The organism is Ancylobacter pratisalsi, assembly GCF_010669125.1.
Taxonomy (GTDB): domain Bacteria; phylum Pseudomonadota; class Alphaproteobacteria; order Rhizobiales; family Xanthobacteraceae; genus Ancylobacter; species Ancylobacter pratisalsi.
Window position 1 is genome coordinate 1,409,875 of record NZ_CP048630.1, and the last position, 20,086, is coordinate 1,429,960.

Sequence of the window (20,086 nt, forward strand, 5' to 3'; positions counted from 1 at the left end):
GCGCAAGCGGCCGGGGGCCGGAGCGCCTAGCCCGCCGGGATGCCGATCCGCTTGATCTCCCATTCCAGTTCGATGCCGGAATGAGCTTTCACGCGGCGGCGCACTTCCTCGCCCAGCGCCTCGATATCGGCGGCCGTTGCGCCGCCCGTGTTGATCATGAAATTGCAATGCATCGGCGACATCTGCGCGGCGCCGACCATCATTCCACGGCAGCCTGCCGCGTCGATCAGCTGCCAGGCCTTGTGGCCGGCGGGGTTCTTGAAGGTCGAGCCCCCGGTTTTCTCACGAATCGGTTGCGAGGCTTCCCGCGCCTGCGTGATCCGGTCCATCTCGCCGAGAATCGCCGCGGTATCGCCTGCCCGGCCCTGGAACAGTGCTTCGGTGAAGATGAAATCCGCCGGGGGCTGCGAATGACGGTAGCTGAAACCGAAATCGGCGTTCGTGAGCCGGTGGACACAGCCCGCGCGATCGACCGCGCGCGCTTCGACGAGGGTGTCCCGGGTCTCGGCGCTATGAGCGCCGGCATTCATGCGCAGCGCGCCGCCGATGCCCCCGGGGATGCCGCGAAAGAAGGCGAGACCGTCGATACCGGCATCCGCCGCCGCGCGGGCGAGCTTTACATCGGGAACCGCTGTACCAACACGCAGCCGATACCCCTCCTCGACGTTGATGGTATTGAACCCGCGTCCGAGCCGGATGACGACACCGGGCACCCCGCCATCGCGCACGATCAGATTCGAGCCAAGTCCGATCACCGTCACCGGGATGTCTGGACCCAGATTCGCCAGGAAATAGGCAAGATCCGCCTCATCGGCTGGCGAGAACATCACCTGGGCCGGCCCACCAACACGGAACCAGGTGAGGTCCGCGAGCGGCTGATTCGCGAGCAGGCGCCCGCGCAGCTCGGGTACGGCCTCGGCGAGTTCGGCGGTGATGTCAGGAAGACTCACGCGCCGCTCTCCCGAAGCCGGGCAAGCTGCTCGGGCAGGGCGTACGCCCATTGGGAGATATTGCCCGCGCCGAGGCAGATCACATAGTCACCCGGCTTCATGAGACCGTTGACGAGGCCTGCCAGCGCGTCAGGATCGGAAAGGGCCATCACCGAGCGATGCCCGCGCGCGCGGACCGCCTCGACCAGGTGATCCCGATCGACACCCTCGATCGGCGGCTCGCCGGCCGCGTAGACATCGGCAACGATGACGTGGTCGGCATCGTTGAAGCAGGTGGCGAACTGATCGAACAGGGATTGCAGTCGGGTGAAGCGATGCGGCTGCACCACGGCAATCACCTGCCCTTCCGTCGAGGCCCGCGCGGCACGCAGCACGGCGGCGATCTCGACGGGATGGTGGCCGTAATCGTCAAAGATCGTCACACCGGCCACCTCGCCGGTGCGGGTGAACCGCCGCTTTACGCCGCCAAAGCCGGCAAGCGCGGTGCGGATCTGTTCGTCCGTGGCGCCCAGCTCATGCGCCACGCCGATGGCGGCGGTGGCGTTGAGGGCATTGTGCTTACCGGGCATCGGAAGGACGAGGTCCCGCAACTCGTGCACGACCCTGCCCAGTCGATCGCGGAACAGGATATGGAAACGCGAGCGCCCTCCCCGCAGATCGATATCGACGATACGCACATCGGCCTGCGGATTCTCACCATAGGTGATGACCCGGCGGTCTTCGACATGTCCGACGAGGTCCTGCACCACGGGATGGTCGGTACACATCACCGCGAAACCATAGAATGGCAGATTGTCGATGAAGCTGCGGAAGGCCGCCTGCACCGCCTCGAATGTCTTGAAGTGATCGAGATGCTCGGGGTCGATATTGGTGACGATGGCCACCTCGACCGGCAGCTTGAGGAAGGTGCCGTCGCTCTCGTCCGCCTCCACCACCATCCAGTCGCCGTCGCCCAGGCGCGCATTGGTGCCATAGGCGTTGATGATTCCACCATTGATCACCGTCGGATCGAAGCCACCCGCGTCGAGCAGCGTCGCCACCATCGAGGTGGTGGTGGTCTTGCCATGGGTGCCGGCGATGGCAACGCAGCTCTTGAGCCGCATCAGTTCCGCCAGCATCTCGGCGCGGCGTACCACCGGCAGGCGCTTGGCGCGCGCGGCCACCAGCTCGGGATTGTCACGCCGGATCGCGGAAGAGACGACCAGCACCTCGGCGGCTTCGATGTTCTCGGCCCGGTGGCCGATATGCACCGCGATGCCCTTTTCCGCGAGGCGCTTCACATTCGCGCTCTCGGCGACATCCGATCCCTGCACCGTGTAGCCAAGATTGTGCAGCACCTCGGCGATGCCGCTCATGCCGATGCCGCCGATGCCGACGAAATGAATGGGGCCGAGCGAGAGCGGTAGTTTCATACGATCTTCCTTCGGCCGGCGCGCATGGACAGCGCAGGCACCTTTTCCGGGCGCGCAGCAATAAACGAGGCCGGCTGGCGCGTCATCCCGCCTATGGTCGCGATCCTAGCCATCGATTCCCGCCGTACGGACAACAAGCTCCGCGAGCTGTTCGGCCGCGTCCGCCCGGCCCATGCGATGGGCAGCATCCGCCATCGCGGTGAGCTCGGCGGGATTCGCCACGATCGAGGTGATTCGATCGGCAAGGCTCTGCGGCGTGAATTCGCTCTGGGGCATCAGCACCGCCCCTCCGGCGCTGGCAAGCGCGAGGGCATTGGCGAGCTGGTCCTGATCGATGGCACCCGGCAGCGGCACCAGAACAGATGGGCGACCGATGACGCACAGCTCCGCCACCGTCGAGGCGCCGGAACGGGCGACCACGAGATGGGCACTTGCCATTCGCGCCGGAAGGTCGTCGAAGAAAGGCGCGACTTCGGCGGCAACGCCCAGCCGGTCATAGGTGGCACGGACGGCGTCGAGATCTTCCGTACGCGCCTGCTGAACGACCGAGAGCCGTGCACGCAGTTCCGGAGAAAGGCGCTCGATGGCAGACGGGACGACCTCGCTCATGATGCGGGCGCCCTGGCTGCCGCCGAAGACCAGCAGCGCCAGACGCTCCCCAGGCTTGAGCGATACATAGGGAGCGACCGCCGCGATGACGGCGGGGCGAACCGGGTTTCCGGTATGATGTGCCTTGGCGGCAAGGGCGGGCCGGTCCTTCAATATGTCGGGATAGCCGGTGGCGATGGCGGTGACCCGCGACGCGAGCAGGGTATTGGCCCGGCCCATCACCGCATTGGCTTCGTGGAGAAGCGTCGGTCGTCCGGCGAAGGTCGCCGCGAGCAGCGGCGGCACCGTAGGATAGCCACCGAAGCCGACCACCGCCGCCGGCTTCAGCGTCTTCATCAGGCGATAGCCCTTGAGAATGCCGGACCCGAGCGCAAGCCCGGTCCTTGCGAGCGCGAGTGGCGATCGACCACGCATCGTGTCGGCCGGCAGCACGTGAAGTTCACGCGCAGGAAAATGGCTGGCGTAGCGCGCGGCGCGCGCGTCGGTCGCAAGGTCCACCTCTATGCCGCGCCGCTTCAGCGCTGTCGCAAGCGCTTCGGCGGGAAACAGATGCCCCCCCGTTCCCCCGGCGGCGATAAGCACGAGCGGCTTTTGGGATGCGGCCATGGTCGCCTCAGCCCGCCCGCGCCAGCGGCATCGCCGGGCTCGCGGCCTTGCGGGTGCCGAGGCGTGTGCCCAGACGCTCGAGCTCCGCCAGCGTCGCCATGCGGGGACGTCGGCGGGTCAGGGCTAACAGCATCCCCATGCCGTAAGCGAGGGAAAGCAGAGAGGAGCCACCATAGGACACGAAAGGCAGTGTCATGCCCTTGGCTGGCATCATGTGAAGATTGACCATCATGTTGATGCAGGACTGGAGCCCGAACAGGATCGCGAGCCCCGCCACGGCGAAGCGCACGAAGGGATCCTCGTCATTCATGGCGCGCAGCAGCGCACGCAGCACGATGAAGGCGAAGAGGCTCGCAATGATCATGCACAAGATGGCACCGAACTCTTCGCCGGCCACCGCGAAGATGAAGTCGGTGTGCCCGTCCGGCAGCACATTCTTGAAGGTGCCCTCGCCCGGCCCCTGCCCCAGCCAGCCGCCGTTCATGAAGCTGTCGATGGCCAGATCGATCTGGTAGGTGTCGCCCGAATCCGGGTCGAGAAAGCGGTCGATGCGCTGGGTGACATGTGGCACCAGGGCGTAGGCGATGAGCAGCCCCGTCGCACCGATACCGCCGAGCCCGATCACCCAGATCATCCTAAGACCGGCCAGAAAAAACAGGCTGCCCCACACCAGCGAGACCAGCATGGTCTGGCCGAAATCGGGCTGCATCACCAGCGGCGTCAGCACCATCGCCAGCAGCGCGATGGCAAAGAACTGACCCGGCATTTCCGGGCGCCGCACGCTCTCGGAGAACAACCACGCGGCGATGATGACGAAGCTGGGCTTCAGGAATTCCGATGGCTGAACGGTAACACCCGCCAGAGTGAGCCAGCGCCGCGCGCCCTTGACCTCCGGGCCGATGACAAGCGTGGCGCAGACGAGCCCGAGGAAAATGAGGAACAGCACCAGCGACAACCGGCGGATATTGCGTGGCGACAGGAACGAGGTCGCGATCAGCACAATCAAGGCTGGCACGAGATACGTCACCTGCCGGTGCACGAAATGAAACGGGTCGGCAATGCCGAGACGCGCTGCGACCGGCGGGCTGGCCGCGAGCGCGAGCACGATACCTATGATCATGAGCGCGGCCAGAGCACCGAGCAACAGCCGGTCAATCGTCCACCACCACTCGCCGACAACGGTCCGTTCGGCACGCGAAATCATCTACGCCACTCCGGAAAAACGCTTTCGGGAGTATCGATCGGTTAAGGTTGACGCCGGCTTAATGACGGGAAAAGGAACGGAAGCGCTGCCCGGGAACCAGCGTCGCGCCGCTGTCGAGTACCACCCGGTCGCGACCAGCCTGCTTGGCGGCATAAAGCGCCTGATCGGCCCGCACCAGCATTGCATCGATGTCGAACGGCGCGTGTGTCGTGGCAACGCCAATACTGGCGGTGAGTTCGATGTGCTGGGTGAGCACATCGAAAGGCTGTGACTCGATGGAACGGCGCAGTTCCTCGGCGTGCCGCGCTGCCTCGGGTCGGTCAACCCCGGGCAGCAGAGCGGCAAACTCCTCACCGCCGAGCCTCGCGAGCACGCTCTCGCCCAGGATCGTCCGGCATTTGTCCGCGAAGGCGCGCAGCACCGCATCGCCGACCGCGTGGCCGTGGATGTCGTTGACGACCTTGAAGTGGTCGATGTCGATCATAAGCACCGAGACAGGCTCACCGCGCGTCTCGGCTTGCCGCAGAATGGCCGGCGCATCAGAAAAGAAACGGCGCCGATTCGGCAGCCCCGTCAGTTCGTCCGTCTCCGCGCGATACCGCAGTTCAGCCTGGACCTGCCGTTCGTCGGAGACGTCCCAGTAGACCAGCACCGGACGGTCGCCGATGCAGCGCAGGCGGAAATGGATGAATTTCTCCGTCCCGTCCTTGCTGGTGACCTTCCAGTCGTTCATCGGCACAGCCACGCCTTCCCTACGTGACCTCTCAAGCGCCTCGTCCCAGGCATTTTGTGCCAGCCGGCGATAGTCGGGATCGGGATAGGCATGGATCCACCAATCGTCCAGCTCGACCAGTTCGTCCTTGCCCCAACCGAAAAGTCGTTGCCCGTGGGTGTTGGTGAAGGTGCAATTGCCGGCTTTGTCATAGATCTCGATACCGACCGGCATCCATTCCAGCACCGCTTGAAGATCGTCGTAGAGCGCGGGAATCGCGCTCCCGTCCTCATTCCCGGCAACATCGCCGCGGATGGTGACAAGCCAGTGCCCAGACGGCTCATCAATGGCGGAAAGATCGAACCCCACGCTGTGGGATTGCCCGCCCAGAGGCGCCAGCACGGTGGCCGACAGTTCCCGCGCCTCCAGCGCGCGCAGCAAAAGCCCAGCTGCATGGGGTCCGATGAGACGCTCCAGAGCCGTCGGAGGCTCCTGCGTGACACTTTCCGCAAGCAGGCGCCGGGCGGCCATGTTCAGCGCCAGCACCGTGCCGCCATCCGGCGTCAACAGCAGCAATGGCGCCGCGACCCACTCCATCCAGGCCAGCTGCGTTGCATCATGCATCGGCGATCCGCGGCTCCTTTCAACTCAGGCTATTCGCGCCGGCTACTCCGAAAATGCGGGCAGATGGACAACGAGATCGCGAAAGGCGTCCCCGCGCACCTCGAAGTTGCGATACTGATCGAAGCTGGCGCACGCTGGCGACAGTAGCACAACCGGGTGGACGGCATCCGAATGGGCCGCGTCCCGCGCCGCCATCGCTACCGCGACATCGAGAGTGCCACAGATTTCATGGGGCACGTCGTCCCCCAGTGTCGCGGCAAAGTCCTGTGCCGCGACGCCGATAAGGTAGGCTTTTCGCACGCGCGGAAAGAAAGGCCGGAGGGGCGCGATTCCTCCCTCCTTGGGCTTGCCGCCCGCGATCCAGAAAATGTCGTCGAATGACACCAGTGCGCGCTCGGCGGCATCCGCATTGGTTGCCTTGGAATCGTTGACGAACAGAACATTGCCAATGGTGCGCACCTGCTCCATGCGGTGGGCAAGCCCCGGAAAGCTCTTCATGCCGGACGCGATCGTCTCCGGGGCAAGCCCCAGCGCATGGGCGGCGGCAAAGGCGGCGGCGGCGTTCTGGGCATTGTGGGTCCCGCGCAGCGACCCGATGCCCGCGAGAGAAAAGGTGAAGCGGCGTTCACCAGCCTCGGCGACAACAAGGTCGGTGCCGTCCAGATAAATGCCCTGATCGAGCGTATCGCTTACGGACAAGCGCACCACATGCCGGCCGGAGGCCTCGACCCGGTCCGCGATGGCACGGCACCAGTCATCGTCGACACCGATCACCGCCGTACCACCGGGCTCGACGCCGGCGACAAGGCGCTCCTTTATCGCCGCGTAATGCTCCATCGTGCCGTGACGGTCGAGATGATCGGGCGACAGATTGAGCAGGATACCCACGGTTGGATCGAGGCTCGGCGCCAGATCGATCTGGTAGGATGAGCATTCGACAATATACACCCGGCCCGGCCCCGGCGGCTCCAGCCCCAGTATGGCGGGGCCGAAATTGCCGCCGATCTGCGCGTCGCGTCCCCCCTCGCGCATCAGGTGAGCGAGCAGGGCGGTCGTGGTCGACTTGCCGTTCGTGCCGGTAATGGCCGCCATTGGAGCGGGGGGTGAGATGCGGCGGCGCATGCGGGCAAACAGTTCGACGTCGCCAATCACCTCGATACCGGCGGCGCGCGCTAGTTTCACACTCCAGTGCGGCTCGGGATGGGTCAGCGGCACGCCGGGTGCCAGAACGAGGGCGGCGAAGGCGCTCCAGTCCACATGGCTCAGGTCGCCGGTCGGCACCCCCTCCTGCCCGGCCTTCGCGACCGATGCGGGAGAATCGTCCCAGGCCAGCACCCGCGCGCCGCCCGCCATGAGCGCATGCGCAGTCACCAGGCCGGAGCCACCGAGGCCAAAAAGAGCGATGGTCTTCTCAGGCGGAAAGTGTACGGGGATCATGACGTCAGCAGGGACCTTGGATGGCGCGCTGTGCGGCCCGAAGCGGTTGATTCAATTGGCTAGCGCATTTCCACATCCAATGAAATGATCGCGATCCCTCCCCAAGAGTTCGCGCATGCCACAATCCACCCTCCTTCCGCTCGGCTCCACCATGCGCGTGCTGCGCCCTCACCCCAACATCTATGCCTTCTACGATGGCAGGATAGAGGGCGCGCGGGCGTGGTCCAGCGCCCCTAACTGGCTCGATGATGGCGCCTACGCACTGGGTGTGTGTGTCTATGCGATCGTCGATGGCGATGACGCGCTGGTCTACGACACCCATATTTCGCTCACGCATGCGCGCCTGATGCGGCACACACTCGATCAAGCGGGCGTGCGCAACATTCGGGTGGTGCTGAGCCACTGGCACGACGATCACGTCGCGGGAAACGAGGCCTTTGCGGACTGCGAGATCATCGCTCTGGACCGCACCGAAAAGGCGCTCGCCGCCCATCGTGAAGCGCTGGAGAACGGCGATCCACCGATCCGGCCGCTTGTAATGCCCAGTCGTGTGATCAGCGGCCCGACGCCGCTGCAGGTCGGCACGCTGAGGGTCGAATTGCAGCCCGCCGAGATCCACAGCCATGACGGCCTGATCCTGCTGCTTCCGGATCTCGGCATCATGCTGGCCGGCGACACACTCGAAGAGCCGATCACCTACGTCGCCGAACCGGCGCGGCTCTCCGTGCATGTGGAGGAGCTGAAGCGCATCCGGGAGTGGGGTTACCAGCGCATCCTGCCCAATCACGGCGCGCCCGATGTGATCGCCACCGGCGGTTACGGGCCGACGCTGATCGATGCCACGATCCGCTATGTCAAGAAACTGCTGCGCACAAGGGACGACATGTCCCTCGCCGACCAGGACCTCAGCACCTTTGTCGCCGAGGACCTCGGCACCGGGGCCCTCAGCTATTTCGGTCCCTATGAGGAGGTGCACGCCAACAATGTGAAGAAGGTGCTGGCCTTGCCTTAAGCGGGCATCATCAACGCAGCTTGAGCGTGGAAAGACCGATCAGCGCCAGCACCACGGCAATGATCCAGAACCGGATCACGATCTGCGGCTCGGTCCAGCCGAGTTGCTCGAAGTGATGGTGGATGGGCGCCATCTTGAACACGCGCTTGCCGGTGAGCTTGAATGAGATCACCTGCACGATCACCGATACCGCCTCCAGCACGAAAAGCCCGCCAATGACGGCGAGCACGATCTCGTGCTTCGTCGCCACAGCAATGGTGCCGAGCAGGCCGCCCAGTGCCAGCGACCCGGTGTCGCCCATGAAGATCTGCGCCGGCGGCGCATTGAACCAGAGGAAGCCGATCCCCGCGCCGATGATGGCGCCGCAAATGACCGCCAGTTCGCCGACACCGGCGACGTAGTGGATCTGCAGATAGTCCGCGAACAGCACGTTGCCGGACAGGTAGGAGATCAGCCCGAAGCTGCCCGCCGCCACCATGACCGGCACGATGGCCAGACCATCGAGCCCGTCCGTCAGGTTCACCGCGTTGCCGGCCGCGACGATGACGAAAGCGGCGAAGATGACGAAGAACCACCCGAGGTCGATCAGCAGGTCCTTGAAGAAGGGGAAGGCCACCGAGGTGGACAGCGGCTCGCGCCCGACATGCATGATGACGACCGCCGCCGAGCCGGCGATCACCGCCTCGATGGCAAGGCGTGACCGGCCCGAAAGGCCCGCATGAGTCTGCTTGGTGACCTTGAGATAGTCGTCATAGAAACCGATCAAACCGAAGCCGATGGTGACGAACAGCACCACCCACACATATGGGTTGGAAAGGTTTCCCCATAGCAGCGTCGCCACCATCAGCCCGGAGAAGATCATCAGCCCGCCCATGGTGGGCGTGCCCTTCTTGGTGAGCAGGTGCGACTGCGGGCCATCGGTGCGGATCGGCTGGCCCTTGCCCTGCTTCAGCCGCAGCATGGCGATGATCGCCGGGCCGCACATGAAAACGAAAAGCAGCGCGGTGATGATCGCGCCGCCGGTCCGGAAGGTAATGTAGCGGAAGACATTGAGGGCCGGGAGGCTCTCCTGGAACTGGGTCAGCCATTGCAGCATCGAATCAACCTTCCGGGGGCATCAGGCGCGAACGCGTGCCACGGCGGCTCACCACCTGCCGGGCCACGATCGGAAATACGGAAACGGGACACGTCATCATCATTCGGACAGATCCACCGCTACGGTTTTGCCGGCGGGAAAGCGCTCGATGAGCCCCCGCGCGAGCGAGCCCATGCGGCTGCCGTTCGATCCCTTCACCATCAGCACATCGTCCGCGCGCACACGATCGGCGACGAGAGGAAGCAGAGCCTGCGCATCGGGCGCCCACGCGCCGCGACGACCGGCAGGCAGCGCCTCCCAGAGCGCGCGCATCAGCGAACCGGCACAGAAGACAAGGTCGGCTCCCGCCGCCGCTGGCGCCAGGTCGCGATGCATCGCTTCCCCGGCGGCGCCCAGCTCCAGCATGTCGCCCAGCACCGCGATCCGCCGCCCGCGCCCTTCAACGGGAACGCCCGCGAGAACCGCCAGCGCCGCGCGCATCGACGCGGAGTTGGCGTTGTAGCTCTCGTCGATCAGCGTCGCGGCACCGCCCTTGACTCCAAGTCTGGTGCGCACCCCGCGACCGGGTGGAGGTCCGAGCGAGGACAGCGCGAGCGCAGCAAGGCAAAGATCCGCCCCCGCCAGCTTGGCGGCGGCGAGTACAGCCAGCATATTCTGCACGATGTGCCGGCCGGGCAGCCCGACCTTGAAGCTCACCGTCTCGCCCATGATGTCCGCGATCGCGGTCGAGCTCTGCGACTGAAGTGCAATACTGAGCAGGCGCGCCTGTGCACTCGACGTCTCGCCGAAGCCCACAATGGTCTTGATGTCGACCGCGCGCGCCGCATCGGCAAGGCGGGTATATTGAGGGTTGTCGCGGTTCAGCACGACCGCCCCGCCCGGCTCGACGCCGCTGAAGATCTCCGCCTTGGCATCGGCGATCGCCTCCACGTTGGGAAACTGGGCGATATGCACCGGCTCGATGGTGGTGATGACCGCGACGTGCGGACGGACCATGGCGGCCAGCGGACCGATCTCGCCCGCATGGTTCATGCCGAGCTCAAACACGCCATAGGCGCTGCGCTCGGGCATGCGCGCCAGGGAGAGCGGCACACCCCAGTGGTTGTTGTAGGAAGCGGCTGATGCGTGGGTCGGTCCATCCGCCCCCAGGCTCAGCAGCAAGGCCTCCTTGGTCGTCGTCTTTCCCACGGAACCGGTGACACCAACAATCCGCGCCTCGGTTCGCGCACGCGCGGCGCGACCGACCGCCTCCAGCGCGCCGAGGACGTCGTCGACGGCCAGCAGCGCCGCACCGGGCGGCATGTCCTCGACCCTGCCGCGCTCGACCACGCTCAGCGCGGCGCCGCGCCCAATTGCCGCCTCGACATAGGCGTGGCCGTCGCTGTTCTCGCCGCGAATGGCGAAGAACATGTCGGCCGGCTGCAGCGTGCGTGTATCGATCGAAACGCCGTTGATCGCGCCGTCGCCGACACCAAGGAGCGTGCCGCCCGTCGCTTGCACGAGCGTTTCGGGCGTCCAGAGCGGCACGGCATCAGCCATCGGGTTCACTCTCCGAGATATCCCGCCGCGACGTCGCGGTCGGAGAAGGGGAACGTCCGGTCGCCGATGATTTGGCCGGTTTCGTGGCCCTTGCCGGCGATCAGCACGACATCCCCTGATTGCGCCATCGAAATGGCCGTGCGGATCGCCTGCGCCCGATCACCGATTTCCGTGGCGCCAGGTGCGCTGGCAAGGATTTCGGCGCGAATGACCGCAGGGTCCTCGCTGCGCGGATTGTCATCCGTCACGATCGCCACGTCCGCCCGATCAGCCGCAATGGCGCCCATGAGCGGACGTTTGCCCTTGTCGCGATCGCCGCCGCAGCCAAACACTACGATCAACCGCCCGGTTACATAAGGCCTCAGCGCATCAAGCGCATTGGCGAGCGCGTCGGGCTTGTGTGCATAGTCGACGAAAACGCTGGCATGGTTCTTCACGCCGACGAGTTCCAGCCGGCCCGGGACACCCTGCAGCGTCTCCAGCGCACCGAGCGCCTCGGCGGCCGACGCACCCGTCAGCATGGCAAGACCCGCGGCGACGAGCGCATTTGCTGCCTGGAAGGCGCCGACCAGCGGCAGCTTCAGCGAAAAGCGCTGTCCGTCCGCCTCCACCTCGAGACGCTGGCCAAGGCCCTCGTCGTGGCGCTCAAGCAGGGCGATACCGGCCCCCGCAACGCCGATGCCAAGCAGGTTCAGCTCGTGATCCGCCGCAACCTGCGCGACATGGCTGCCCTCGACGGTATCGACCCACACCGCCGCGCCACCGCCGCGTGGCACGAGATCGCGGAACAGCCGCATCTTGGCGTCGAGATAAGCCTCCATGGTCGGATGATAGTCGAGGTGGTCGCGCGACAGATTGGTAAAGCCGCCGGCGGACAGGCGTACACCGTCGAGACGGTACTGATCCAACCCGTGCGACGAGGCTTCAAGGCACAGATGGGTCACGCCTTCACCCGCCAACGCATGCAGCGTGCGGTGCAGGGCGATGGGGTCCGGAGTGGTGAGCGAGCCATAGACGGCGCCGGACGGCGCCACCACGCCGAGCGTGCCCAGGCTCGCACTGGCATGGCCAAGCGTCTGCCAAATCTGCCGCGCGAAGGCCGCAACCGAGGTCTTGCCAGAGGTCCCTGTCACAGCGGCAATGGTTTCGGGCTGCCGTGGAAAGGCGCGGGCGGCGGCAAGGGCCACCGCGCGGCGCGCATTTCCCACGCGCACATAGGCGATGCCGGGCTCGATGCCGTCCGTCAGTTCCGCCTCGCCGACCACCGCCACCGCGCCGCGGGCAATGGCGTCGCGGGCGAAGGCCATGCCGTCGGTCTTGGTCCCGGCAAGCGCAAAAAACACATCGCCTGCACGAGCCTTGCGGCTGTCGAGCACCGGATCGGCGACCTCGATGGTGGCATCAGCGAACTGGTAGTCGGCATCCGCGCCTACCATGTGCCCCAATGTGAGGTTTCGCGAACGTTTGGTCGACTGCTGGGTCGGATCAGACATGCTAGCGGTCCTGCTCCCACGGAGCATAGCGGGAAGCTGTACGCGCCCGACATTGGGAATAGCCGATTCCGGGGGACTGACGCATCGGAAATCGACCTCCCGGTCTATTGCGCCTGCGCGAGCGTGGTGTTGGTCAGAATGCTCTCCGCCGTCGGAAGATCCTTGCGCGGCATGATGCCGAGCATGGGGGCGATACGCTGGATGATGTGAGCCGTGGTCGGGGCCGCGTTCCAGCCCGCGGTTGCATAACCATACGTGCCCTCCACCGCCTGCGGCTCGTCCAGCATGACCAGAACAAGATACTGCGGATCGTCCATGGGGAAGGCGGAGATGAACGAGGTGAGCAGCTTCGTCTTCGAATAACGCCCGTTAATCACCTTCTCGGCGGTTCCGGTCTTACCGCCGACGAAATAGCCCGGCGTATTGGCCTTCTTGCCGGATCCCTTTTCCGCATTCAGGCGCATCAGATAGCGCATCTTCACGCTGGTCTCCGGCTTGAGCACGCGCACAGCAACCTTGGCGACGTCCTCCGGCGTCCGCTTGAGGAAGGTCGGAGGCATCAGCCACCCGCCATTCACAAGGGCGTTCTCCGCCATCAGCACCTGGATTGGCGCGACGGCGAGACCATGGCCGAAGGCGATCGTGGCGGTGTTGAGCTCGCCCCAGCGCTTGGGCACCAGAGGCGCCGCGCTTTCGGGCAGTTCAGTCCGCAGCCGGTCGAGCTGGCCCATTTTCTGCAGGAACGCCTTGTGCCCCTCAACACCAATCGCCAGCGCCATCTTCGCCGTGCCGATGTTCGACGAGTAGATGAACACCTCCGGGAGGGTCAGGACCTTGTTCTCGGCGTGATAGTCGTGGATCTTGAAGCGCCCGAACTGCAGCGCGCTGCGCGCGTCGAGGGTCGAGTTCAGATTGAACTTTCCGCTGTCCAGCGCCATGGCGAAGGTCAGGGCCTTGAAGGTCGAGCCCATCTCGAACACGCCCGTCGTCAGGCGGTTGAGGTTCTTCGGGTCCAGCGAGCGAGCGGGATCATTGGCGTCGAAGTCGGGAAGCGACGCCATGGCGATGATCTCGCCGGAGCGCACGTCAACCACAACACCGGCCGCGGCGATGGCTTTGAACTTCTGTTTGGCGGTGAAGAGTTCGTCGCGCAGCACGTGCTGCACACGCAGATCCAGCGAGAGCTCAACAGGCTCCTGCTGCCGGTCCGAGGCGAAGCCGGCCAGATGGAGGTCCGCAAGGCCGCGATTGTCGATCCACTTTTCGAGACCCGCAATGCCCTGGTTGTCGATATTGGTCGAACCGAGCACCTGCGCCCCGAGCGTGCCCCCCGGATAGATCCGACGGTTCTCGGTCATGAACCCTATGCCGGGCAATCCCAGCGCATGGATTTCCCGCTGCTGCTGGGGGCTGATGTCGCGCTTGAGCCAGACAAAGCCGCGCTTGCTGGAAAGCCGCTGGCGCAGCTCGTCCACATTCAGGTCCGGCAGGATGGCGGTCAGCGCCTCCACCGCCTCGTCGACATCGATCAGGCGCCGCGGCTCGCCATAAAGCGACGCCGATTTGACGTCGGTCGCGAGTACGAGCCCGTTGCGGTCGAGGATATCGGGCCGGGCCGAGGCCACCGCATCGGAGGCGATGCCACGCCGCGCCACGGTGCCTTCCGGCACCGAAGCCAGCATGGCAAGGCGACCGGCGATGGCGAGATACACGCCGGAGAACACCAGCATGCACAGCAGCAGGCGCGCACGGGCCACCGCGTGCGGCTCCGGCCGCCCGCGTCCCAGTGCGGCACGCACAATACCGATCAACAAACGAACGATCCGCAGCGGGAGGCGCAGCAGCGCTCCCGGCAGGGCGAACACGCCCGCTTTCACACGCGCGGCGAGGGAGGAAAACAACGCTGCCATGGTGGCGACCTCCGTGGGCTACTGACCGACCGTGCCGGGCGGCAGGAGCGGTGTGGACGCGGCGGGATTGAGCGGCGCGCCAAGCGCACCCTGCGGGCCGGTGAATTGCGGGCGTCGCGGCGCCATGTTGCCGGCCGAAGGCACGGCCGACAGCGGCAGCGGCACGCCCGAAAGCTCGACCCCCGTCGCCGAGGATTCGGCAAGCGGCGCATCAGGCGGCAGGCGGCCGGGCTTGGGCGCCGGCATCTTGGAAACCGGTTTGCTCGACTGCCGCGTTGCCTCCGCGCCCGATCCGGCGGGCGAGGGGCCGTCGACCAGCGCCTCGATCATGCCGCCGAGCACGTCCCCCTGCGGCTCGGGCTTCGCCGGCAGGCTCGCCAGGACGTCCATATGAGCGACGTCGAGCGGCTGCATGTCGAGATGGTTCTCGGCCAATGCCTGGATGCGGTCAGGCGCCGTGCGGCGCGCCCATTCGGCATTGAGAATGGCGATGCGATCGCGTTCGGCGCGGATCTCGCTGCGCACCTTGGCGATTTTCTGGGCCTCGAAGGCCGCGGAATACTTGACCTGGTAGACCGCGCCGGCAGCGGCGAGCAGGGCGATGACCGAGACGGCATTGAGTACGCGGAACATGTCTCGACCTCAGCGGCGGCTACGGGCATCGGCGACGGGAAGCGGGGGCAGCAGTCTGTCCAGATCACCGGTTGGATGAGCCGGAGCGCCGCTTCGCTCGGCCGCACGCAGCTTGGCCGAGCGCGCGCGGGGATTCCGCCGCAGCTCCTCCTCGCCGGCATCGACCACGCCGCGCGCGACGAGTTTGAAGCTTGGCGCCGGCCCGGCAAGCGCGGGCATGTGACGTGAGCCTGCGGAAGCCTTGGCACGGTTGGAAAGAAAGTTCTTCACGATGCGGTCTTCCAAGGAATGGAAGGTGACGACAACCAGTCGCCCACCCGGCTTGAGCACGCGTTCGGCCGCCTCAAGCGCGCGGGCGAGCTCGCCCAGTTCGTCGTTCACGGCAATTCGCAGCGCCTGGAAAGTCCGCGTGGCCGGGTGCGGCTCGTGCGGCTTGGCCCACACCACCTTGGCGATGATATCGGCGAGCTGGAGCGTGCGGGTGATCGGTATCTCGGCCCTCGCCGCAACGATGGCGCGGGCGATATTGCGCGACTGCCGCTCCTCGCCGAAACGATAGATCAGATTGGCCAGCTCGGTATCGGACAGCTTTCCCACGAGGTCGGCGGCGGAAGGGCCCTCACTGGACATGCGCATGTCCAGCGGTCCGTCGCGGCGGAACGAGAAACCGCGTTCCCCCTCGTCGATCTGCATGGAGGAAACGCCGATATCCAGCACCACGCCGTCTGCCATGCCGAGGCCTTCCGCCTCGACCACCTCGTCGAGCCGGCTGAAGCGTTCATGCACCAGGCGAAGCCGGCCGGCGCTCGACGCCACCAGTTCCTGGCCGTCACGAATGGCGTTGGGGTCGCGGTCGATGGCGATGACGCGGGTATCCGCGGCGTCCAGAATGGCGCGCGTATACCCGCCAGCGCCGAAAGTGCCGTCGACATAGAGACCGCCGTCGACCAGCGCGAGGTGGTCGACAACCTCTTCGAGAAGGACGGGCAGATGACGGGCCGGTCCGCCGGCAGCGTCCGAATCCGAACCGCCGCGACCCGCCATCACGCCTCCTCGGCGCGGATGTCCCGCGCCCCCCGGGAGCCGAGCTGTTGCTTCAATGCCCGCACCTTCGCAGTGGCCTCCGCGAGATGGGACCGGAAGCGCTCGGGCTCCCAGATTCGAAATCGGTCGCCAAGGCCGACAAGAACGGCCTCGTTCTGAATATGCGCATGCGCCTTCAAATTCTCGCTCAGCATCACCCGCCCCTCGGAATCGAGCTTCAAGGTCTCGATCGCCCCGTAGAGCGCGCCCGCCAGCTGTTCGCGCGCTTCCGAATAGGGAGGAAAGCGCTCGATCAGGCTGTCGATTCCACTCATCAGCCGCGTCCCTCCCGCCTCCAGAGCTGGTAGATCCAGCGCCGGGTGACAGATGAGATGCTCCAACCCATCGCGTGCGATCAGCGCGCGGAAGGCCGCGGGAACCGACATCCGGCCCTTGGAATCGAGCCGCATCGCATAGGTCGATACGAAACGGTCCATTGGCCCGGTACACCCCGTTATAAATACGCCCCCCGGCAAGAACACGTCGCAAAGCTCCCGGCGCCACGAGGGCGCCGCTGGACTTGCCGACTTGATACTGCAACGGGATGATCTGGGTTACCATGGGATACAATGGGCGTCAATGGAACGGCAGGAGGGATCCGGGTCGCCGCGGATCGCGACGCACCGAACCACCCGGCCGGTGAATGCCGATTAACGCTCCATGAACCTTAAGAATCGGTTGAATCCGGCTCCATCGCCGCTTAGCTGGCGCGATGAATGAGATGTCCGCCGCGTTTTCACCCGACTCCCCTCTCGTCGCGGAGGTACTGGCTTCCCCCAACCACGGCGAGCGGATCGGCGTGAGCGCGCCGGATATGCTGGTTCTGCACTACACCGGCATGGAGTCGACCGTTCAGGCGCTCGAATGGCTGCGCTCACCGGAACGTCAGGTCTCCGCACACTATGTCGTGTTCGAGAATGGCCGCATCGCCCAGCTGGTGCCCGAACGGCAGCGCGCCTGGCACGCGGGTGTGGCGCGCTGGGATGGCGAGAGCGACATCAACTCGCGCTCCATCGGCATCGAGATTGCCAATCCTGGCCATGAACACGGCTACCCACCCTTCCCTGCGATCCAGATCGAGGCGGTGACGGCGCTGGCCAAGGACATCCTTTCGCGCCGTCCGATCCCGCCCGAGCGCGTGCTCGCGCATTCCGACGTCGCGCCGCTGCGCAAGGAGGATCCTGGCGAGAAGTTCCCGTGGCAGGTGCTGCACCGCGCCGGCGTCGGCCATCTGGTCGAGGAAGTGCCGCCGAGCGACGGCCGCTACTTCATGCGCGGCGAGCACGGCCAGCCGGTGGAAGCGTTGCAGGCGATGCTCGCCCTCTACGGCTACGACGTGCCGGTTACCGGAAGCTACTGCGCGCATACCGAAGCGGTGGTGCGCGCCTTCCAGCGCCATTTCCGACGTGCCCGTGTGGACGGTATCGCGGACGTCTCGACGCTCCAGACCCTCTATCAGCTCTCCACGTCCCGTCCGGGAGGCGGCCGCGCGTAGCCCACCGCCCGCATCTGACTCATTTGTACCCATCCCATTTTATCGGACCCCGACCGGATGCTGCGCGCGGCCGGATACACGCGCAAGTTTCGTTCGCAAACGTTGCGGTTGCGCCACACTGTCACTTATCGGCGACGCGACATTCGCGCGCGTCGAGGCTATTGCCATGTCACCGCGGGATTGAAGCCTCATTCGAGACAGATTTACCGGGCTTCTCGCCGGCCTTCGCAATCAATCCGCAAAGGCAAAATAACGGTAATGAATTTCATTCGCCTCGCCAGTGCTTCAGTGGCCGCCATGATCATCACGATCTCAGGTGCGAACATCGTGAACGCCAAGCAGGAAATCGAGAGATCAGCTCGCTCTTCCGCCTCTTCCACAGAGACTAAACAGAGCTCCGCAAACTCACTCATCGCTATTGTCGACAAGGAAGCCCGCGCCAATGGCGTGCCGGTCGCCCTGGCGCGCGCCGTGGTTCGCATCGAGAGCAACTGGAACACCCACCTGACCGGCCGCGCCGGCGAGATCGGCCTCATGCAGATCAAGCATCAGACGGCCCGGGGCATTGGCTATCGCGGCTCGCGCTCCGCGCTTTACGAGCCGGCCACGAACATCAAATTCGGCATGCGCTATCTCGCGGGCGCCTATCGCCTCGCCGGAGGCGATACCTGCGGAACGGTGATGCGCTACCAGGGCGGGCATGGCGCCAAGCGCATGTCCTCGGCCGCGCGCACCTATTGCTCCAAGGCCCGCACCATCATGGCGGCCAACTGAGCGTGTGGCGCGTCGTGGACGCGCCGCCCTCGTTCGCGCGTTGGGGGCCGGGCCGGCTCAGGTCTTGCGTTGCTCTCCCGGCTCCCATGCGTGGACCCGATATCCCGCCACCCAGGCCGGCTCGACTTGACGCGGGGGCTCCGCTCGCCCATTGCTCCCCCGCCAGCCGGCCGGACGGCCGCGTCGCCGCAAGGCGCCGAGGAAAGTCCGGGCTCCACGGAGACACGGTGCCGGATAACGTCCGGCGGGGGTGACCCTAGGGAAAGTGCCACAGAAATCAAACCGCCTCGGGTTCGCCCGCGGCAAGGGTGAAACGGTGCGGTAAGAGCGCACCGCGCGGCCGGCAACGGAAGCGGCATGGCAAACCCCACCGGGAGCAAAGTCGTATAGGGGTGGCACGAGGCTCTGCCTCAGGTCCTGTCTCCGGACAGCCGCCCGGGTTGACTGCTTGAGGCGCCGGGCAACCGGCGTCCCAGAGGAATGGCCGTCACGTGGGAGAAATCCCGCCATACAGAACCCGGCTTACAGGCCGGCTGGCAACTACCCCCCAAGGGAACCGGCGCAGGCGGCCGGCACGCGGATCTCCGCGTCAGAACGCGGCGGCTGGCACGCGGTTGCCCACCTTGCTATGGCTTGGCGCATCGCGCGCGCGCCATCGCCGCGCGGCGGCCTCATGGGAATCCGGTCATGTCTCTTCGCATCATCCTCGCCGGCGCCACCGGGTGGGTCGGGCGCGCCCTTGTCCCCGCCCTTGCCGCGGCTCCCGATCTTGATCTCGTTGCCGCGATCTCGCGCAGCCATGCGGGAACCGATCTTGGCGGCGCGCTCGGCGGCGGGCCTTCCGGCGTCCCGGTCTTCGCCGGCATCGCCGACGCGCTCGCCATTCCTGCCGATGTGCTGATCGACTACACCAAGCCGGATGTCGTGAAGGCAAACAGCCTTGCCGCGCTCAAGGCGGGCCTTGCCGTCGTCATCGGCACGTCGGGCCTTGGCTCCGCCGACTTCGCGGAGCTCGACATCGTCGCCCGCGAGCAGGGATTGGGCGTCCTGGCCGCGGGAAATTTCTCGATCACCGCCACTCTTATGAAGCGCTTCACGCTTGAGGCGGCGAAGTATGTCGCCGATGTCGAGCTCATCGATTATGCCTCCGCCAAGAAGCCCGATGCCCCCTCGGGCACCGCGCGTGAGCTTGCCGAAACGCTGAGCGCCCTGCGCCAGCCCGCCACCAGCCGCCCCGTGGCCGATGTCATGGGCGTGCCGGCGACGCGGGGAGGCGCCTTTGGTGAAGGCGATCGGGAAGTGCGCGTGCACGCCTTGCGCATGCCTTCCTTCACCCTCGCCGTCGAGAGCATTTTCGGCGCGCCGGACGAGCGGCTCACCATCCGCCACGACGCCGGCTCCTCAGCCGCTCCCTATGTCGCGGGCACGCTGCTCGCGGCACGCAGGGTCGGGGGATGGACCGGTGTGCGTCGGGGGCTGGATACGCTGCTGGACTGA

At 65.9% G+C, this 20,086-nt stretch carries 17 protein-coding genes and 1 other RNA gene; 5 read left to right on the forward strand and 13 right to left on the reverse strand.

What is annotated here, in order from left to right:
* Nucleotides 1-26 precede the first annotated feature (26 nt).
* The 6 genes from murB to murD form a co-directional block, all read right to left on the reverse strand.
* Nucleotides 27-950, reverse strand: a complete 924-nt coding sequence (gene murB / locus G3A50_RS06810) for a UDP-N-acetylmuramate dehydrogenase (protein ID WP_163074543.1) — start codon at nucleotides 948-950, stop codon at nucleotides 27-29.
* Nucleotides 947-2,362, reverse strand: a complete 1,416-nt coding sequence (gene murC, locus G3A50_RS06815; protein WP_163074544.1) for a UDP-N-acetylmuramate--L-alanine ligase — start codon at nucleotides 2,360-2,362, stop codon at nucleotides 947-949. Before murC ends, murB begins: the two co-directional genes overlap by 4 nt.
* 105 nt (nucleotides 2,363-2,467) lie before the next feature.
* On the reverse strand, nucleotides 2,468-3,577 hold the full coding sequence (gene murG, locus G3A50_RS06820) for an undecaprenyldiphospho-muramoylpentapeptide beta-N-acetylglucosaminyltransferase (RefSeq protein ID WP_163074545.1): 1,110 nt from the start codon (nucleotides 3,575-3,577) through the stop codon (nucleotides 2,468-2,470).
* 7 nt (nucleotides 3,578-3,584) lie between these two features.
* On the reverse strand, nucleotides 3,585-4,781 hold the full coding sequence (gene ftsW / locus G3A50_RS06825) for a putative lipid II flippase FtsW (RefSeq protein ID WP_163074546.1): 1,197 nt from the start codon (nucleotides 4,779-4,781) through the stop codon (nucleotides 3,585-3,587).
* Between the two features lie 58 nt (nucleotides 4,782-4,839).
* The gene (locus G3A50_RS06830; protein WP_163074547.1) at nucleotides 4,840-6,117 is read right to left on the reverse strand and encodes a sensor domain-containing diguanylate cyclase; all 1,278 of its coding nucleotides are present in this window, start codon (nucleotides 6,115-6,117) and stop codon (nucleotides 4,840-4,842) included.
* A gap of 42 nt (nucleotides 6,118-6,159) precedes the next feature.
* Nucleotides 6,160-7,554 carry a UDP-N-acetylmuramoyl-L-alanine--D-glutamate ligase gene (gene murD, locus G3A50_RS06835; protein WP_163074548.1) on the reverse strand — a complete coding sequence of 465 codons (1,395 nt, stop codon included), beginning with the start codon at nucleotides 7,552-7,554 and terminating at the stop codon, nucleotides 6,160-6,162.
* A gap of 115 nt (nucleotides 7,555-7,669) precedes the next feature.
* Between murD and G3A50_RS06840 the strand changes: the two genes are divergently transcribed.
* Nucleotides 7,670-8,566, forward strand: a complete 897-nt coding sequence (locus G3A50_RS06840; RefSeq protein WP_163074549.1) for an MBL fold metallo-hydrolase — start codon at nucleotides 7,670-7,672, stop codon at nucleotides 8,564-8,566.
* A 10-nt stretch (nucleotides 8,567-8,576) separates the two neighbouring features.
* Here the strand turns inward: G3A50_RS06840 and mraY are convergent, their stop codons facing one another.
* From mraY to G3A50_RS06875, 7 genes are all read right to left on the reverse strand, one after another.
* The gene (gene mraY / locus G3A50_RS06845; protein ID WP_163074550.1) at nucleotides 8,577-9,662 is read right to left on the reverse strand and encodes a phospho-N-acetylmuramoyl-pentapeptide-transferase; all 1,086 of its coding nucleotides are present in this window, start codon (nucleotides 9,660-9,662) and stop codon (nucleotides 8,577-8,579) included.
* Nucleotides 9,663-9,761: 99 nt separating this feature from the next.
* A complete protein-coding gene (locus tag G3A50_RS06850; protein WP_163074551.1) occupies nucleotides 9,762-11,201 on the reverse strand; it encodes a UDP-N-acetylmuramoylalanyl-D-glutamyl-2,6-diaminopimelate--D-alanyl-D-alanine ligase in 1,440 nt (479 codons plus the stop codon).
* A 5-nt stretch (nucleotides 11,202-11,206) separates the two neighbouring features.
* Nucleotides 11,207-12,637, reverse strand: coding sequence for a UDP-N-acetylmuramoyl-L-alanyl-D-glutamate--2,6-diaminopimelate ligase (locus G3A50_RS06855; RefSeq protein ID WP_163077389.1), 1,431 nt, complete (start codon nucleotides 12,635-12,637; stop codon nucleotides 11,207-11,209).
* A 161-nt stretch (nucleotides 12,638-12,798) separates the two neighbouring features.
* Nucleotides 12,799-14,604 carry a peptidoglycan D,D-transpeptidase FtsI family protein gene (locus G3A50_RS06860; protein ID WP_163074552.1) on the reverse strand — a complete coding sequence of 602 codons (1,806 nt, stop codon included), beginning with the start codon at nucleotides 14,602-14,604 and terminating at the stop codon, nucleotides 12,799-12,801.
* Nucleotides 14,605-14,622: 18 nt separating this feature from the next.
* A complete protein-coding gene (gene ftsL / locus G3A50_RS06865; protein WP_163074553.1) occupies nucleotides 14,623-15,237 on the reverse strand; it encodes a cell division protein FtsL in 615 nt (204 codons plus the stop codon).
* Between the two features lie 9 nt (nucleotides 15,238-15,246).
* Nucleotides 15,247-16,281 (reverse strand): 16S rRNA (cytosine(1402)-N(4))-methyltransferase RsmH, encoded by a 1,035-nt coding sequence (rsmH, locus tag G3A50_RS06870; protein ID WP_163074554.1) that lies wholly within the window; start codon nucleotides 16,279-16,281, stop codon nucleotides 15,247-15,249.
* Nucleotides 16,281-16,757, reverse strand: coding sequence for a division/cell wall cluster transcriptional repressor MraZ (locus G3A50_RS06875; protein ID WP_163074555.1), 477 nt, complete (start codon nucleotides 16,755-16,757; stop codon nucleotides 16,281-16,283). The genes rsmH and G3A50_RS06875 overlap by 1 nt, the downstream gene beginning before the upstream one ends.
* 275 nt (nucleotides 16,758-17,032) lie before the next feature.
* Here G3A50_RS06875 and G3A50_RS06880 point away from each other — a divergent pair, with 275 nt between their 5' ends.
* From G3A50_RS06880 to dapB, 4 genes are all read left to right on the forward strand, one after another.
* A complete protein-coding gene (locus tag G3A50_RS06880; protein WP_163074556.1) occupies nucleotides 17,033-17,815 on the forward strand; it encodes an N-acetylmuramoyl-L-alanine amidase in 783 nt (260 codons plus the stop codon).
* A 57-nt stretch (nucleotides 17,816-17,872) separates the two neighbouring features.
* Nucleotides 17,873-18,589: a lytic transglycosylase domain-containing protein gene (locus tag G3A50_RS06885; protein WP_246252205.1), complete on the forward strand. Its 717-nt coding sequence runs from the start codon at nucleotides 17,873-17,875 to the stop codon at nucleotides 18,587-18,589.
* A 162-nt stretch (nucleotides 18,590-18,751) separates the two neighbouring features.
* Nucleotides 18,752-19,130, forward strand: an RNA gene (gene rnpB / locus G3A50_RS06890) — RNase P RNA component class A.
* Between the two features lie 146 nt (nucleotides 19,131-19,276).
* On the forward strand, nucleotides 19,277-20,086 hold the full coding sequence (gene dapB, locus G3A50_RS06895) for a 4-hydroxy-tetrahydrodipicolinate reductase (RefSeq protein ID WP_163074557.1): 810 nt from the start codon (nucleotides 19,277-19,279) through the stop codon (nucleotides 20,084-20,086).